Raw genomic sequence first — 16,136 nt, forward strand, 5'->3', positions numbered from 1 at the left:
CCGAATTTGTACTAGAGATCCGGGAAAATTTGCGGATTAACCAAAAAGAACTAGCTTCATTAATCGCGGTAACTATAAAAAGTTTATCAAACACTACAGAGGCCTCTGGAACAGGCATTTCAGCGAGTCGCTCCAGCGCGTGGCAACGTCTCGGAGTTAAGCAACGGAATGTGAACAAGCACTGATCTGAATCAGTTGTTTGAATGGCTAACAGACCTAGTCTGCTGTCTCTTTTCTCCCGCATGGAGTCATGCAATGTCGGAAGCTCCCGGAAAACTGAAACTCGGCGCGTTGGTGGCGCTGGTCGTTGGTTCGATGATTGGTGGCGGGATCTTTTCTCTGCCACAGAACATGGCCGCCAGTGCTGATGTCGGCGCGATTTTGATTGGCTGGGCGATCACCGCCGTCGGCATGCTGACTCTCGCGTTTGTCTTTCAGACGCTGGCCAACCGCAAGCCTGATCTGGACGGCGGGGTCTACGCCTACGCCAAGGCCGGCTTCGGCGACTACATGGGTTTCTCGTCCGCCTGGGGATACTGGATCAGTGCCTGGCTGGGCAACGTGGGCTACTTCGTGCTGCTGTTCAGCACCCTGGGTTATTTCTTCCCGATTTTCGGCGAAGGCAACACCGTAGCAGCTGTGATTGGTGCGTCGGTGTTGCTCTGGGCCGTGCACTTCCTCGTGCTGCGGGGGATCAAGGAAGCGGCGTTCATCAACCTGGTGACCACCGTCGCCAAGATCGTACCGCTGCTGTTGTTCATGCTGATTGCCCTGTTCGCGTTCAAGCTGGATATCTTCACTGCTGACATCTGGGGCTTGAAAAACCCGGACCTGGGCAGCGTGATGGATCAGGTGCGCAAGATGATGCTGGTCACCGTGTGGGTGTTCATCGGCATTGAAGGCGCAAGCATCTTTTCCGCCCGCGCGGAAAAACGCAGCGACGTGGGTAAAGCCACGGTAATAGGCTTCGTTACCGTGCTGCTGTTTCTGGTGCTGGTGAACGTGCTGTCGCTGGGCATCATGACTCAGCCGGAACTGGCCAAACTGCAGAACCCGTCCATGGCCGCCGTGCTGGAACATATCGTCGGTCCCTGGGGCGCGATACTGATCAGCGTCGGCCTGATCATCTCGCTGCTGGGTGCACTGTTGTCCTGGGTACTGCTGTGCGCGGAGATCATGTTCGCCGCAGCCAAGGACCACACCATGCCGGAGTTCCTGCGCAAGGAAAACGCCAACCACGTACCGGTCAACGCCCTGTGGCTGACCAACGCCATGGTCCAGGTGTTTTTGGTCATCACCCTGTTCTCCGCCAGTACCTACCTGTCGCTGATCTACCTCGCCACCTCGATGATTCTGGTGCCTTACCTGTGGTCTGCGGCCTATGCCCTGCTGCTGGCAGTGCGTGGCGAAACCTATGAAGGTGCCGCGGGCCAGCGGCGCAAGGACCTGATCATTGGCGCCGTAGCCCTGATCTATGCGGTCTGGCTGCTGTATGCCGGCGGTATCAAGTACTTGCTGCTCTCCGCCTTGCTCTATGCCCCCGGCGTGATCCTGTTCGCCAAGGCCAAGCTGGAACTCAACAAACCGGTTTTCACCAACGTCGAGAAGCTTATGTTCGCCGCAGTCGTCGTGGGCGCCTTGGTGGCGGCCTACGGACTCTATGACGGCTTCCTGACCCTGTAATGCAACTGTTTTGTCATCTGGAGGATCACTGAAATGACCACGGAAAAAGTTAAGTACGGCGTCCATTCCGAAGCCGGCAAACTGCGCAAAGTCATGGTTTGCTCCCCAGGACTTGCCCATCAGCGGCTGACCCCGAACAACTGCGACGAACTGCTGTTTGACGATGTGCTGTGGGTGGCACAAGCCAAGCGCGACCACTTTGACTTCGTCACCAAAATGCGTGAACGCAATATCGACGTGCTGGAAATGCACAACCTGCTGACCGATATCGTCGCCATTCCCGAGGCCCTGGACTGGATTCTGCAACGCAAGGTCACCCCGGATTCGGTGGGCCTTGGCCTGATCAATGAAACCAACTCGTGGTTGCGCAGCCTGGAGCCGCGCCATATCGCCGAGTTCCTGATCGGCGGCGTCTCCGGTGACGATCTGCCGGACAGCTTCGGTGGCAAGGCCATCGAGATGTTCCGCAACTTCCTCGGCCACACCAGCTTCATTCTGCCACCGCTGCCCAACACCCAGTTCACCCGCGATACCACCTGCTGGATCTATGGTGGCGTTACCCTCAACCCGATGTATTGGCCGGCACGCCGTCAGGAAACCCTGCTGACCACCGCCATCTACAAATTCCACCCCGAGTTCACCAAAGCCGATTTCGAGATCTGGTACGGCGACCCGGACCAGGATCATGGCAACTCCACCCTGGAGGGTGGCGACGTGATGCCTATCGGCAACGGCGTGGTGTTGATCGGAATGGGCGAACGCTCTTCGCGCCAGGCCATCGCCCAACTGGCGGTGAATCTGTTCCAGAAAAAAGCCGTAGAGAAAGTGATAGTCGCCGGCCTGCCGAAATCCCGCGCGGCGATGCACCTGGACACCGTCTTCAGCTTCTGCGACCGCGACCTGGTAACCGTTTTCCCGGAAGTGGTGAACCAGATCGTCGCCTTCACCCTGCGTCCCGACGAAAGCAAGCCGGGCGGTATCGACATTCGTCGCGAGGAAACCAACTTCCTCGACACCGTGGCCAAGGCACTCAACCTCAAGGAGCTGCGTGTGGTTGAAACCGGCGGTAACAGCTTCGCCGCCGAACGCGAGCAATGGGACGACGGCAACAACGTGGTGGCGGTGGAACCGGGCGTGGTCATCGGCTACGACCGCAACACCTACACCAACACCCTGCTGCGCAAGGCAGGTGTGGAAGTGATCACCATCAGCGCCGGAGAACTCGGCCGCGGCCGTGGCGGCGGTCACTGCATGACCTGCCCGATCATCCGCGACCCGATCGACTACTAACCTGACAACCTTGGCCCGCGCTGCCCCAAAGCAAGCGCGGCCAGGGGGACAACCGATACTTTTTAGGAGAAGCAAAATGGCGTTCAATATTCATAACCGCAATCTGCTGAGCCTGGAACACCACACCCCTCGCGAATTGCGCTACCTGCTCGACCTGTCCCGCGACCTCAAACGCGCCAAGTACACCGGCACCGAGCAGCAACACCTCAAAGGCAACAACATCGCACTGATCTTCGAGAAAACCTCGACCCGCACCCGCTGTGCGTTCGAAGTTGCAGCCTACGACCAGGGCGCCAACGTCACCTACATCGACCCGAACTCCTCGCAGATCGGTCACAAGGAAAGCATGAAGGACACCGCCCGCGTGCTGGGGCGCATGTACGATGCCATCGAGTACCGTGGCTTCAAGCAGGAAATCGTCGAGGAGCTGGCCAAGTTCGCCGGCGTGCCGGTGTTCAACGGCCTGACCGATGAATACCACCCGACCCAGATGATCGCCGACGTGTTGACCATGCGTGAAAACGCCGACAAGCCCATCCATGAGATCAGCTACGTGTACCTGGGCGACGCGCGCAACAACATGGGCAACTCGCTGCTGCTGATCGGCGCCAAGCTCGGCATGGACGTGCGCATCTGCGCGCCGAAAGCCCTGTGGCCGCTGGACGACCTGGTAGCCCGCTGCAAAAAGTACGGTGAAGAAAGCGGCGCCCGCATCACCCTCACCGAAGACCCGAAAGCCGCGGTCAAGGGCGTGGACTTCATTCACACCGACGTCTGGGTATCCATGGGCGAACCGGTCGAAGCCTGGGCCGAGCGCATCCAGCAACTGCTGCCGTATCAGGTCAACGCCGAACTGATGAAGGCCACCGGCAACCCGCGCACCAAGTTCATGCACTGCCTGCCGGCGTTTCACAACAGCGACACCAAGATCGGCAAACAGATTGCCGAGCAGTACCCGAACCTGAAAAACGGCATCGAAGTGACCGATGACGTGTTCGAGTCGCCGGCCTGCATCGCCTTCGAGCAAGCGGAAAACCGCATGCACACCATCAAGGCGATTCTGGTGTCGACCCTGGCTGACCTCTAACGGCTGATTCGGCTCCCACACTGGCCCGATTTCAACCGGGAGACCGCGTTACTTGCAAACTCTTTGCTTAGAAGGACATGCACCATGCGTATCGTCGTTGCTCTGGGCGGTAACGCCCTGCTCCGCCGGGGCGAGCCCATGACCGCTGACAACCAGCGCGCCAACATCCGCATCGCCACCGAGCAGATCGCCAAGATCCATCCCGGCAACCAACTGGTCATTGCCCACGGCAATGGTCCGCAAGTAGGCCTGCTGTCACTGCAAGCGGCGGCCTATACCCCGGTTTCACCCTATCCGCTGGACGTGCTCGGCGCTGAAACCGAAGGCATGATCGGCTACATCATCGAACAGGAACTGGGCAACCTGCTGGACTTCGAGGTGCCCTTCGCGACCCTGCTGACCCAGGTCGAAGTCGATGCCGACGACCCGGCGTTCAAGAATCCCACCAAGCCCATCGGCCCGGTGTATGCCAAGGACGAAGCAGAACAACTGGCCGCCGAAAAAGGTTGGGCCATCGCCCCGGACGGTGATAAATATCGCCGAGTGGTCGCCAGCCCGAAACCGAAACGAATTTTCGAAATCCGCCCGATCAAGTGGCTGCTGGAAAAAGGCAGCATCGTGATCTGCGCCGGCGGTGGCGGCATCCCGACCATGTATACCAGCCCCGGTAAGCTCGAGGGCGTGGAAGCGGTGATCGACAAGGACCTGTGCTCGGCGCTGTTGGCCGAACAGCTTGAAGGTGATTTGCTGGTAATTGCCACCGACGTCAACGCTGCATTTGTCGACTTTGGCAAACCGACGCAGAAATCCATCGTCCAGGCTCACCCGGATGAAATGGAAAAACTCGGCTTCGCCGCCGGCTCCATGGGGCCGAAGGTGCAGGCAGCCTGCGAATTTGCGCGCCATACTGGAAAAGTCGCGGTCATCGGCTCACTCTCGGACATTGAAGCCATCGTCCAGGGCACCGCCGGCACCCGAATCAGCACAGCGACACCTGGCATTACTTACTCATAAGGAGAGACGTCTATGGCACAGTTTGAGCCAGGTCATTTACACATCGAGCGTCACGCACTGACCCCGGATGATGTCAGCTACAACCTGCACATCGACTACGAAGTCAGTAAGGGCCCCAAAGGGGACAAAGGCATCCAGTTCACCATGCATGGCAACATTCAGGGCAAGGACATGAGCGAGCCGTTCTTCCTGCCCAAGGAGGAAGCGTACAACTTCGCCAACAACGTGACAAAAATCGCCGAGAAGTACGGCATTCCCAAGGAGAAGAGCACCATTGCGTCGGTACACAAGCATTACGACATGATGTTTGAAGACATCCGGGAGCAGCTGAACATGAAATCCGGCGACCCGGTAAACCCCGAGCACTTCGAATAACCCCCGACCTTGTGGGAGCGGGCTTGCTCGCGAAGGCGGTGTGCCAGTCGATTCAGATAGTGACTGACACACCGCCTTCGCGAGCAAGCCCGCTCCCACATGGGTCGTATCAACCCCCCCAAGTCCTGCGCTGAATTTCACCTTCCCTGCGCACCAAGGCATAATTGCCACCCTCCGCACCTCAGAACCAAAAACGCCCCATGCGTATCCACGTCAGCTTCATCGACCGCGTCGGTATCACCCAGGAAGTCCTGGCCCTGCTCGGCGGGCGCAATCTCAATCTGGATGCGGTGGAGATGGTTCCGCCCAATGTCTACATCGACGCCCCGACCCTGAGCCCGCAAGTCCTCGAAGAGCTGCGCGATGCCCTGTTCAGCGTGCGCGGCGTACAAGCGGTGACGGTGGTGGATATCCTGCCCGGCCAGCGTCGGCATTTGCAGCTCGATGCCTTGCTGGCGGCCATGACCGACCCGGTGCTGGCGCTGGACAGTGCCGGCAAGGTGTTGCTGGCCAACCCGGCATTGATCGCCCTGTACGGCCGTGAACCGGCCGGGGAAAGCATCGCTGAATTGTTCAACGACCCGGCCTTGCTTGACGCGTTGCTCGAGCAGGGCTTCCGCCTGCCACTGCGGGAAATCACCGTAAACGGCCAGACCTTGCTGCTCGACGCCACGCCAATCACCGATGCCGGTGCCCTGCTGACTCTGTATCAACCGAACCGCATCGGCGAGCGCCTGTCGGCGTTGCACCATGATCATGCCGAAGGGTTTGACGCGCTGCTCGGCGAATCCCCGGTGATCCGCACCCTCAAGGCCCGCGCCCAGCGCGTAGCGGCCCTCGATGCACCGCTGCTGATTCAGGGCGAAACCGGCACCGGCAAGGAGCTGGTGGCTCGCGCATGCCACGCCATCAGCGCACGCCACAGTTCACCATTCCTGGCGTTGAACTGTGCGGCGTTGCCGGAGAACCTCGCCGAGAGCGAGCTGTTTGGTTATGCCCCGGGCGCCTTCACCGGCGCGCAACGGGGAGGCAAGCCGGGGCTGATGGAACTGGCCAACCAAGGCACGGTGTTTCTCGACGAGATCGGCGAGATGTCGCCGTATTTGCAGGCGAAACTGCTGCGTTTTCTCAACGACGGCAGTTTTCGCCGGGTCGGCGGTGATCGCGAGGTCAAGGTCAACGTGCGGATCCTCAGCGCAACCCACCGCGATCTGGAAAAAATGGTCAGCGAAGGCCAGTTCCGCGAAGACCTGTTCTATCGCCTCAATGTGCTCAATGTCGAGGTTCCGCCACTGCGTGAACGCGGCCAGGACATTCTGCTGCTGGCCCGCCATTTCATGCAGCAGGCCTGCGCACAAATCCAGCGCCCGGTCTGCCGCCTGGCACCGGGCACCTATCCGGCGCTGTTGGGTAATCGCTGGCCGGGCAATGTGCGGCAGTTGCAGAACGTGATCTTCCGCGCCGCGGCCATTTGCGAAAGCACGCTGGTGGACATCGGCGACCTCGACATCGCCGGCACCTCGGTGGCCCGCCAGAACGACCAGCAAGTCGACAGCCTGGAACAGGCCATGGAGGAGTTCGAGAAAACCCTGCTGGAAAAACTCTACACCAGCTACCCCTCGACCCGCCAACTGGCCAACCGCCTGCAAACCTCCCACACCGCTATCGCCCATCGGCTGCGCAAGTACGGGATTCCCAACAAGGCCTGAAACCGTTCATCTCTGATTCACGCGAACCCTGTGGGAGCGGGCTTGCTCGCGAAGGCGGTGTATCAGTCGACGAATATGTTGACTGGCACACAGCCTTCGCGAGCAAGCCCGCTCCCACAGGTTCTGTGTCCCGTCGGAAAATCTCTCCAAAAGCGACCTCCACCTGTACTGAAAGCGCTACAGCGGAACGATATCGCTACACCTCTCCCCGATCACGGCTGTGCAAGGCTTTGATCCGCCTCAGCTTTCTTCTCGTGCCCGCGCCGTATCGATATCGCTACAGTGATTGAATTTACTTGCCCGACATATACATACAAGTCATTGATTAATAACGAATTTATAAAGTCTGGCCGCATTCTTGCTATGTACTCCTGCATAACCGGGCACCGCCCCAGCATTCAATAGCATCCACCAGACCAGTCTGGCCCCCAGGAGTTTCCATGAGCGAGTTGCGTTTTACTGAAGATCACGAATGGCTGCGCACCGAAGCTGACGGCAGCGTAACTGTCGGCATCACCGCGTTTGCACAGAACGCCCTGGGCGACGTGGTTTTCGTTCAACTGCCCGAGCTGCAGTCCTACGACAAAGGCGCCGAAGCCGCCACCGTGGAATCGGTCAAAGCAGCCAGTGGCGTATACATGCCCCTGGACGGCGAAGTGCTGGAAGTGAACCCGGCGCTGGACGCCAACCCCGAGCTGGTCAACGAAGATCCGCTGGGCGAAGGCTGGTTCTTCCGCTTCCAGCCAAGCGACGCCTCGGCTGTCGCTCAACTGCTCGATCAGGACGCCTACGACCGCCTGATCAAAGCCCAAGCCGAAGCCTGAGGAGCACTGACATGACTCAAGTCAACCTGACAACCGCCAACGAATTCATCGCCCGTCACATCGGCCCTCGCGCCGGTGACGAACAAGCGATGCTCAACAGCCTCGGCTTCGACTCCCTGGAAGCCCTGAGCGCCAGCGTCATTCCCGACAGCATCAAGGGCACCAGCGTGCTCGGCCTGGAAGACGGCTTGAGCGAAGCCGACGCGCTGGCTTCGATCAAGGCCATCGCCGGCAAGAACCAGCTGTTCAAAACCTACATCGGCCAGGGCTACTACGGTACCCACACGCCTTCGCCGATCCTGCGCAACCTCCTGGAAAACCCGGCCTGGTACACCGCCTACACCCCATACCAGCCAGAAATTTCCCAGGGCCGTCTCGAAGCGCTGCTGAACTTCCAGACCCTGATCAGCGACCTCACCGGCCTGCCGATCGCCAACGCCTCCCTGCTCGACGAAGCCACTGCCGCTGCCGAAGCCATGACCTTCTGCAAACGCCTGAGCAAGAACAAGGGCAGCCACGCCTTCTTCGCTTCCGTGCATTGCCACCCGCAAACCCTCGACGTACTGCGCACCCGCGCCGAGCCGCTGGGCATCGACGTGGTTGTCGGCGACGAGCACGAACTGACTGACGTCAGCGCCTTCTTCGGCGCCCTGTTGCAATACCCGGCCAGCAACGGTGACGTGTTCGACTACCGCGAACTGACCGAGCGCTTCCACGCCGCCAACGCGCTGGTGGCCGTGGCGGCTGACCTGCTGGCCCTGACCCTGCTGACTCCGCCGGGCGAATTCGGCGCCGACGTGTCTATCGGCAGCGCCCAACGTTTCGGCGTGCCGCTGGGCTTCGGTGGCCCGCACGCGGCGTACTTCTCCACCAAAGATGCGTTCAAGCGCGACATGCCGGGCCGTCTGGTCGGTGTTTCCGTGGACCGTTTCGGCAAGCCGGCCCTGCGCCTGGCCATGCAGACCCGCGAACAACACATCCGTCGTGAAAAAGCGACCAGCAACATCTGCACCGCGCAAGTACTGCTGGCCAACATCGCCAGCATGTACGCCGTGTACCACGGCCCGAAAGGCCTGACCCAAATCGCCAATCGCGTGCATCACTTGACCGCGATTCTGGCCAAGGGCTTGAGCGCCTTGGGCCTGAACGTCGAGCAGCAAAGCTTCTTCGACACCCTGACCCTCGCCACCGCTGCCAACACTGCAGCCCTGCACGACCAGGCTCGCGCCCAGCGCATCAACCTGCGTGTGGTCGATGGCGAACGCCTGGGTCTGTCGGTGGACGAAACCACCACCCAGTCCGACATCGAAACCCTGTGGGCAATCTTCGCCGACGGTAAGGCACTGCCGGACTTCGCCGCCCTCGCCGCCTCGGTCGCCAGCACTCTGCCGGCCGCCCTGGTGCGTCAGTCGCCAATCCTCAGCCACCCGGTGTTCAACCGCTATCACTCGGAAACCGAGCTGATGCGCTACCTGCGCAAACTGGCGGACAAGGACCTGGCACTGGATCGCACCATGATCCCGCTGGGTTCGTGCACCATGAAACTCAACGCCGCCAGCGAAATGATCCCGGTGACCTGGGCCGAATTCGGCGCCCTGCACCCGTTCGCCCCAGCCGAGCAAAGTGCTGGCTACCAGCAGTTGACCGATGAACTGGAAGCGATGCTCTGCGCCGCCACCGGTTACGACTCGATCTCCCTGCAACCGAACGCCGGTTCCCAAGGCGAATACGCAGGTCTGCTGGCGATTCGTGCCTATCACCAGAGCCGTGGCGAAGACCGTCGCGACATCTGCCTGATCCCGTCGTCGGCCCACGGCACCAACCCGGCCACCGCACAAATGGCCGGCATGCGCGTTGTCGTGACCGCCTGCGATGCCCGAGGCAACGTCGACATCGAAGACCTGCGCGCCAAGGCTATCGAGCACCGCGAACACCTCGCCGCGCTGATGATCACTTACCCGTCGACCCACGGCGTGTTCGAAGAAGGCATCCGCGAAATCTGCGGCATCATTCATGACAACGGCGGCCAGGTGTACATCGACGGCGCCAACATGAACGCAATGGTCGGCCTCTGTGCACCAGGCAAGTTCGGCGGCGACGTGTCGCACCTGAACCTGCACAAGACGTTCTGCATTCCACACGGTGGTGGCGGCCCGGGCGTCGGCCCGATCGGCGTCAAGTCGCACCTGGCTCCGTTCCTGCCGGGCCACGCCCACATGGCACGCAAGGAAGGCGCTGTGTGCGCGGCACCGTTCGGCAGCGCGAGCATTCTGCCGATCACCTGGATGTACATTCGTATGATGGGTGGCGCCGGCCTCAAGCGCGCTTCGCAGCTGGCGATCCTCAATGCCAACTACATTTCCCGTCGCCTCGAAGAGCATTACCCAGTGCTGTACACCGGCAGCAATGGCCTGGTGGCGCACGAATGCATCCTGGATCTGCGTCCGTTGAAAGACAGTAGCGGCATCAGTGTTGATGACGTCGCCAAGCGCCTGATCGATTTCGGCTTCCACGCCCCGACCATGTCGTTCCCGGTGGCCGGCACACTGATGATCGAGCCGACCGAAAGCGAGTCCAAGGAAGAACTGGATCGTTTCTGCGACGCCATGATCCGCATTCGCGAAGAAATCCGCGCGGTGGAAAACGGCACCCTGGACAAGGACGACAACCCGCTGAAGAACGCCCCGCACACCGCAGCGGAAATCGTTGGCGAGTGGACGCATCCGTACAGCCGCGAGCAAGCGGTTTACCCGGTAGCGTCGTTGATCGAAGGCAAGTACTGGCCGCCGGTCGGTCGCGTCGACAACGTGTTTGGCGATCGCAACCTGGTTTGCGCCTGCCCGTCGATCGAAAGCTACGCTTAAACGAATGAGGGGGTGGGTTTACTCGCCCCCACTGTTCAAGAACACCGCCTTCCCCTTGTGGGAGCGGGCTTGCTCGCGAAGGCGGTGTGTCAGGCGCCAAATGTGCTGCCTGTTACGCCGCCTTCGCGAGCAAGCCCGCTCCCACAGGGTCCAGTCTCATCACAAGATTTGCGTCGATATCCAATAACAAGAAACCGGAGAACAACCATGTCGTTAAGCGTGTTCGACCTGTTCAAGATTGGCATCGGCCCCTCCAGTTCCCACACCGTCGGCCCGATGCGCGCGGCTGTGCGGTTTGCCGAAGGCTTGCGTCGCGAGAACCTGCTGACCTCAACCGCCTGCGTCAAAGTCGAGCTGTACGGCTCGCTCGGCGCCACCGGCAAGGGCCACGGCAGTGACAAGGCCGTGCTGCTGGGCCTGGAAGGCGAACACCCGGATACCGTAGACACGGAAACCGTCGCTGCGCGCCTGCAAGAGATTCGCAGCAACGCACGCTTGAACCTGCTCGGTGAACACAGCATTGCGTTCAACGAGAAAGAACACTTGGCGATGATTCGCAAACCCCTGCCTTATCACCCTAACGGCATGATTTTCCGCGCGTTCGACGCCGCAGGCCTGCAAATCCGCAGCCGCGAGTATTACTCGGTGGGCGGTGGTTTTGTCGTCGATGAAGACGCCGCCGGCGCCGACCGTATCGTCGAAGACGCCACGCCCCTGACCTTCCCGTTCAAGAGCGCCAAGGATCTTCTCGGTCATTGCGTCAAATACGGACTGTCGATCAGCCAGGTGATGCTGACCAACGAAAGCGCCTGGCGCCCGGAAGCGCAAACCCGTGCCGGCCTGCTGAACATCTGGCAAGTCATGCAAGACTGCGTTGCGGCCGGATGCCGTAACGAAGGCATCCTGCCCGGTGGCCTGAAGGTCAAGCGCCGGGCCGCCGCGCTGCACCGACAATTGTGCAAGAACCCGGAATCGTCCTTGCGCGATCCGCTGTCGGTGCTGGACTGGGTCAACCTCTACGCCCTGGCGGTCAACGAAGAAAACGCCAATGGCGGGCGCGTGGTCACGGCACCGACCAACGGCGCGGCCGGGATCATTCCGGCGGTACTGCATTACTACATGCGCTTCATCCCCGGCGCGACTGACGACGGCGTGGTGCGGTTCCTGTTGACCGCTGCGGCCATCGGCATTCTGTACAAGGAAAACGCCTCGATCTCCGGCGCCGAAGTCGGCTGTCAGGGTGAAGTCGGCGTTGCCTGTTCCATGGCCGCCGGTGCCTTGTGCGAGGTGCTCGGTGGCACCGTGCAACAAGTGGAGAACGCCGCGGAAATCGGCATGGAACACAACCTCGGCCTGACTTGCGACCCGATCGGCGGACTGGTGCAGGTGCCCTGCATCGAGCGCAACGCCATGGGTTCGGTCAAGGCCATCAATGCCGTGCGCATGGCCTTGCGCGGCGACGGGCAACACTTCGTCTCCCTCGACAAGGTCATTCGCACCATGCGCCAGACCGGCGCCGACATGAAAAGCAAATACAAGGAAACCGCCCGTGGCGGTTTGGCGGTCAACATTATCGAGTGCTGATGTGCTCACCACGTCTGCACACTTTTTCAGGAGCTGAATATGTCCACCGAACAACTGTTGAAAACCCCGCTGCACGCTCTGCACATCGAACTCGGTGCGCGCATGGTGCCGTTCGCCGGCTATGACATGCCCGTGCAATACCCGTTGGGCGTGATGAAGGAACACCAGCACACCCGTGATCAAGCCGGGCTGTTCGATGTCTCGCACATGGGCCAGATCCGCCTGACCGGTGCCAACGCTGCCAAGGCCCTGGAGACCCTGGTGCCGGTGGACATCATCGACCTGCCGGTGGGCATGCAGCGCTACGCCATGTTCACCAACCAGACCGGTGGCATCCTTGACGACCTGATGGTCGCCAACCTGGGCAACGACGAGCTGTTCCTGGTGGTCAACGCCGCTTGCAAGGATCAGGACCTGGCGCACCTGCGCCAACACATCGGCGACCAGTGCACCATTGAGCCGCTGTTCGAAGAACGTGCGCTGCTCGCCTTGCAAGGTCCGGCGGCGGTCACCGTGCTGGCGCGTCTGGCACCAGAAGCTGCAAAAATGACCTTCATGCAGTTCGCCCGGGTAAAACTGCTGGGCGTGGACTGCTTCGTCAGCCGCTCGGGTTATACCGGTGAAGACGGTTTCGAAATCTCCGTGCCGGCCGCCAATGCTGAAGCGCTGGCTCGCGCGCTGCTGGCTGAACCGGAAGTGGCTGCCATTGGCCTGGGCGCACGCGACTCCCTGCGTCTGGAAGCGGGCCTGTGCCTGTACGGCCACGACATGAACACCGAAACGTCGCCAATCGAAGCCAGCCTGCTGTGGGCGATCTCGAAACCTCGCCGTGCCGATGGTGCGCGGGCCGGTGGCTTCCCTGGCGCCGAAAACGTGTTCGCTCAGCAACAATCAGGTGTCAGCCGCAAGCGTGTCGGCCTGTTACCGCAGGAGCGCACCCCGGTGCGTGAGGGCGCCGAGATCGTCAATGAAGCGGGCGAGATCATCGGCAGCGTCTGCAGCGGTGGTTTCGGACCGACCTTGGGTGCGCCGCTGGCCATGGGTTACGTCGACAGCGCCTACACTGCGCTGGACACTCCCGTGTGGGCGATCGTACGTGGGAAAAAGGTGCCTTTGGTTGTAAGCAAAATGCCATTTGTTCCACAACGCTACTACCGTGGCTGATTAATTGTTCCTATAAGTAACGCGATTGCGTTAACAGCGCACTAATGTGTAACGCAATCGCCATAAAATAGTGCATGGTTTTAGCTCTAAGCTTCGATTATGAACTTTGCTTATAACGATCGAAAACAATTGAACAAGGTTAGTGAATAAGGCTCCACTAGTGAACTGACTAAATGCCATCAACCTGAGCAAATACGGGCCCTCGCGGGGGCTTGTTTTTACTCCCGTAGTTGGCGTAGAGTTTGTTCACTGTGTTTGCATGGGTCGCTTGGAATCGTGACCTGGGCAGTAGCCTACAAGTTAGCTACATCCCGTTCGACGTCTTCTTACTCTCCTGCAACCAGCCCCAGTACTCTTTCATGAGAAAGAGACTGTCATCAATTTTTGCGTCAAAGGAAATAAGAAATGTCCCAACGTCAGAGCGGTACCGTCAAGTGGTTTAACGACGAGAAAGGTTTTGGTTTTATCACTCCTGAAAGCGGTCCGGATCTGTTCGTCCACTTCCGCGCCATCCAGGGCAACGGCTTCAAGAGCCTGAAAGAGGGCCAGAAAGTGACTTTCATCGCTGTGCAGGGCCAGAAAGGCATGCAGGCTGACGAAGTACAAGCAGAAGCCTAATCTTCTGTAACGAAAAAGCCCCTGATGCTGACATCAGGGGCTTTTTTGTGTGCGTAAATCCGTAAAATGGCTTCTTTTTTTCGCCGAGAGCCCGCCATGTCGAAACACCTGCTTACCCCCCAGGGCGAATTTCCCGCCGCTGGCCTGGGTCGTCGTCTGGCTGCGATGTTCTATGACTTCCTGTTGTGCACGGCCCTGTTGATCGTTACCAGCGGCGTTTACAAGATGGTGCAGATGGCGATCATCGGCGAAGAGCGGATGCGCACCCTGACCGAAGCTGGCGCGCTGGACGGTGACCCGCTGCTCTCGACGATCCTGCTGTTCGCGCTGTTCGGTTTCTTCGCCAAGTTCTGGACCTATACCGGCCAGACGCTGGGCATGCAGGTCTGGTGCATCCGCGTACAGAATGCCGATGGCTCATCCATCAGCCTGTGGCAGGCGCTGCTGCGCTTTGTGGTGTCGATCGCGTCGTTGCTGTGCGTGGGCCTGGGATTCTTCTGGCCGCTGTTCGACAAGCAAAAACGCAGCTGGCATGACATGTACTCCAATACCCAGCTGGTGCGCATTCCCAAGAAGACCAAGTAATTTCCAGCAAGCACAAACCAATGTGGGAGCGGACTTGCTCGCGAAGGGGGGGCGTGTCAGACAACATCAAAGTCGACTGATACGCCCCCTTCGCGGGCAAGCCCGCTCCCACAGTTTTATGCGACCTGCCTGATAGATCTCAGGCGTTCCCCGCCAGTTTCATCCGCGCAGCCTGAGTGAAATCAAGCATGCGTTTCAACGGCCGAATCGCCTGCGGAATCAGCGCCGGATCAACAAAGATCTCATTCGCCCCTTCCTTCAAGCTCTTCAGCGTGCGCTCAAGGGTGTTCATCGCCATCCACGGGCAATGCGCGCAACTGCGGCACGCCGCGCCGTTACCCGCCGTTGGAGCTTCGATAAACACCTTGTCCGGGCAAAGCTGCTGCATCTTGTAGAAGATGCCGCGATCAGTGGCGACGATCAGCGTCTTGTTCGGCAGGCTCTGTGCCGCTGCAATCAGCTGACTGGTGGAGCCGACGGCATCCGCCAGCTCGATCACCGAAGTGGGCGACTCCGGGTGCACCAGAATGGCAGCATCGGGGTACAGCGCCTTCATGTCTTCGAGCTGCTTGGATTTGAACTCTTCGTGGACGATGCAGGCACCGTCCCACAGCAGCATGTCGGCACCGGTCTTGCGCTGGATGTAAGTACCCAGGTGCTTGTCCGGGCCCCAGATGATGGTTTCGCCGTTATCCATCAGGCTCTCGACGATCTCCAGCGCACAGCTTGAAGTCACCACCCAGTCCGCCCGCGCCTTGACCGCCGCCGAAGTGTTGGCGTAGACCACCACCGTACGTTCCGGGTGCTGATCGCAGAACGCCGAAAACTCGTCCACAGGGCAGCCCAGGTCCAGCGAGCAGGTCGCCTCCAGGGTCGGCATCAGGATGCGTTTTTCAGGGTTGAGGATCTTGGCCGTCTCGCCCATGAACTTCACACCGGCGACGACCACGGTCTTGGCCGGGTGAGCATTACCGAAGCGAGCCATTTCCAGCGAGTCGGAAACGCAACCACCGGTTTCTTCGGCCAGAGCCTGAATCACCGGATCGCAATAGAAGTGTGCGACCAGCACCGCATCCTGAGCCTTGAGCTCGGCAGCGATGGCAGCGCGGTAGTAAGCCTCTTCGTCAGCGGTCAGCGGCTTGGGCTGCTTGGCGTCGAGGTGGGCTTGAACCAGAAGGCGTTCGGAAATCTGCGTCATGTTCGCAAGACCTGCAGGCGCTTAAGCGCGAAAGTCGAGTATACACCCCGGCTCCAGACCCTTGAGGGTACCGCCGGGAGAGTGAGTAATCATCAGAGCTTTGAAGATGCGCAAGGCTACAGAATAACCGCAGGATGCAAA

13 protein-coding genes are annotated in these 16,136 nt (G+C 60.1%); 12 read left to right on the top strand and 1 reads right to left on the bottom strand.

Features of this window, described 5'->3' with window-relative positions:
• Window positions 1-255 precede the first annotated feature (255 nt).
• From arcD to KW839_RS13365, 12 genes are all read left to right on the top strand, one after another.
• Entirely contained in the window at window positions 256-1,683 is a 1,428-nt protein-coding gene (arcD, locus tag KW839_RS13310) for an arginine-ornithine antiporter (protein WP_060539664.1), read from the top strand.
• A gap of 33 nt (window positions 1,684-1,716) precedes the next feature.
• Window positions 1,717-2,973 (top strand): arginine deiminase, encoded by a 1,257-nt coding sequence (gene arcA / locus KW839_RS13315; RefSeq protein WP_060539663.1) that lies wholly within the window; start codon window positions 1,717-1,719, stop codon window positions 2,971-2,973.
• 76 nt (window positions 2,974-3,049) lie between these two features.
• Window positions 3,050-4,060, top strand: coding sequence for an ornithine carbamoyltransferase (locus KW839_RS13320; protein WP_060539662.1), 1,011 nt, complete (start codon window positions 3,050-3,052; stop codon window positions 4,058-4,060).
• Between the two features lie 84 nt (window positions 4,061-4,144).
• Entirely contained in the window at window positions 4,145-5,074 is a 930-nt protein-coding gene (gene arcC, locus KW839_RS13325) for a carbamate kinase (protein ID WP_060539661.1), read from the top strand.
• A gap of 12 nt (window positions 5,075-5,086) precedes the next feature.
• Entirely contained in the window at window positions 5,087-5,449 is a 363-nt protein-coding gene (locus KW839_RS13330) for a DUF5064 family protein (RefSeq protein ID WP_060539660.1), read from the top strand.
• Window positions 5,450-5,649: 200 nt separating this feature from the next.
• Entirely contained in the window at window positions 5,650-7,158 is a 1,509-nt protein-coding gene (locus KW839_RS13335; RefSeq protein WP_218424601.1) for a sigma-54-dependent transcriptional regulator, read from the top strand.
• A 440-nt stretch (window positions 7,159-7,598) separates the two neighbouring features.
• Window positions 7,599-7,982 carry a glycine cleavage system protein GcvH gene (gene gcvH, locus KW839_RS13340; RefSeq protein WP_060539658.1) on the top strand — a complete coding sequence of 128 codons (384 nt, stop codon included), beginning with the start codon at window positions 7,599-7,601 and terminating at the stop codon, window positions 7,980-7,982.
• An 11-nt stretch (window positions 7,983-7,993) separates the two neighbouring features.
• Window positions 7,994-10,846, top strand: coding sequence for an aminomethyl-transferring glycine dehydrogenase (gene gcvP / locus KW839_RS13345; protein WP_218424602.1), 2,853 nt, complete (start codon window positions 7,994-7,996; stop codon window positions 10,844-10,846).
• Window positions 10,847-11,053: 207 nt separating this feature from the next.
• Complete coding sequence (locus KW839_RS13350) at window positions 11,054-12,430, top strand: L-serine ammonia-lyase (protein WP_218424603.1); 1,377 nt, start codon at window positions 11,054-11,056, stop codon at window positions 12,428-12,430.
• A gap of 39 nt (window positions 12,431-12,469) precedes the next feature.
• The gene (gene gcvT / locus KW839_RS13355; protein ID WP_218424604.1) at window positions 12,470-13,594 is read left to right on the top strand and encodes a glycine cleavage system aminomethyltransferase GcvT; all 1,125 of its coding nucleotides are present in this window, start codon (window positions 12,470-12,472) and stop codon (window positions 13,592-13,594) included.
• Between the two features lie 405 nt (window positions 13,595-13,999).
• Window positions 14,000-14,212, top strand: a complete 213-nt coding sequence (locus tag KW839_RS13360) for a cold-shock protein (RefSeq protein WP_007977299.1) — start codon at window positions 14,000-14,002, stop codon at window positions 14,210-14,212.
• A 96-nt stretch (window positions 14,213-14,308) separates the two neighbouring features.
• Window positions 14,309-14,797, top strand: a complete 489-nt coding sequence (locus KW839_RS13365; RefSeq protein ID WP_218424605.1) for an RDD family protein — start codon at window positions 14,309-14,311, stop codon at window positions 14,795-14,797.
• A gap of 139 nt (window positions 14,798-14,936) precedes the next feature.
• Here KW839_RS13365 and nadA read toward each other — a convergent pair whose 3' ends face one another.
• Window positions 14,937-15,995 (bottom strand): quinolinate synthase NadA, encoded by a 1,059-nt coding sequence (gene nadA, locus KW839_RS13370; protein ID WP_060539653.1) that lies wholly within the window; start codon window positions 15,993-15,995, stop codon window positions 14,937-14,939.
• Between the last annotated feature and the right edge of the window lie 141 nt (window positions 15,996-16,136).

Source organism: Pseudomonas sp. PDM31 (assembly GCF_019218965.1).
Classification (GTDB): domain Bacteria; phylum Pseudomonadota; class Gammaproteobacteria; order Pseudomonadales; family Pseudomonadaceae; genus Aquipseudomonas.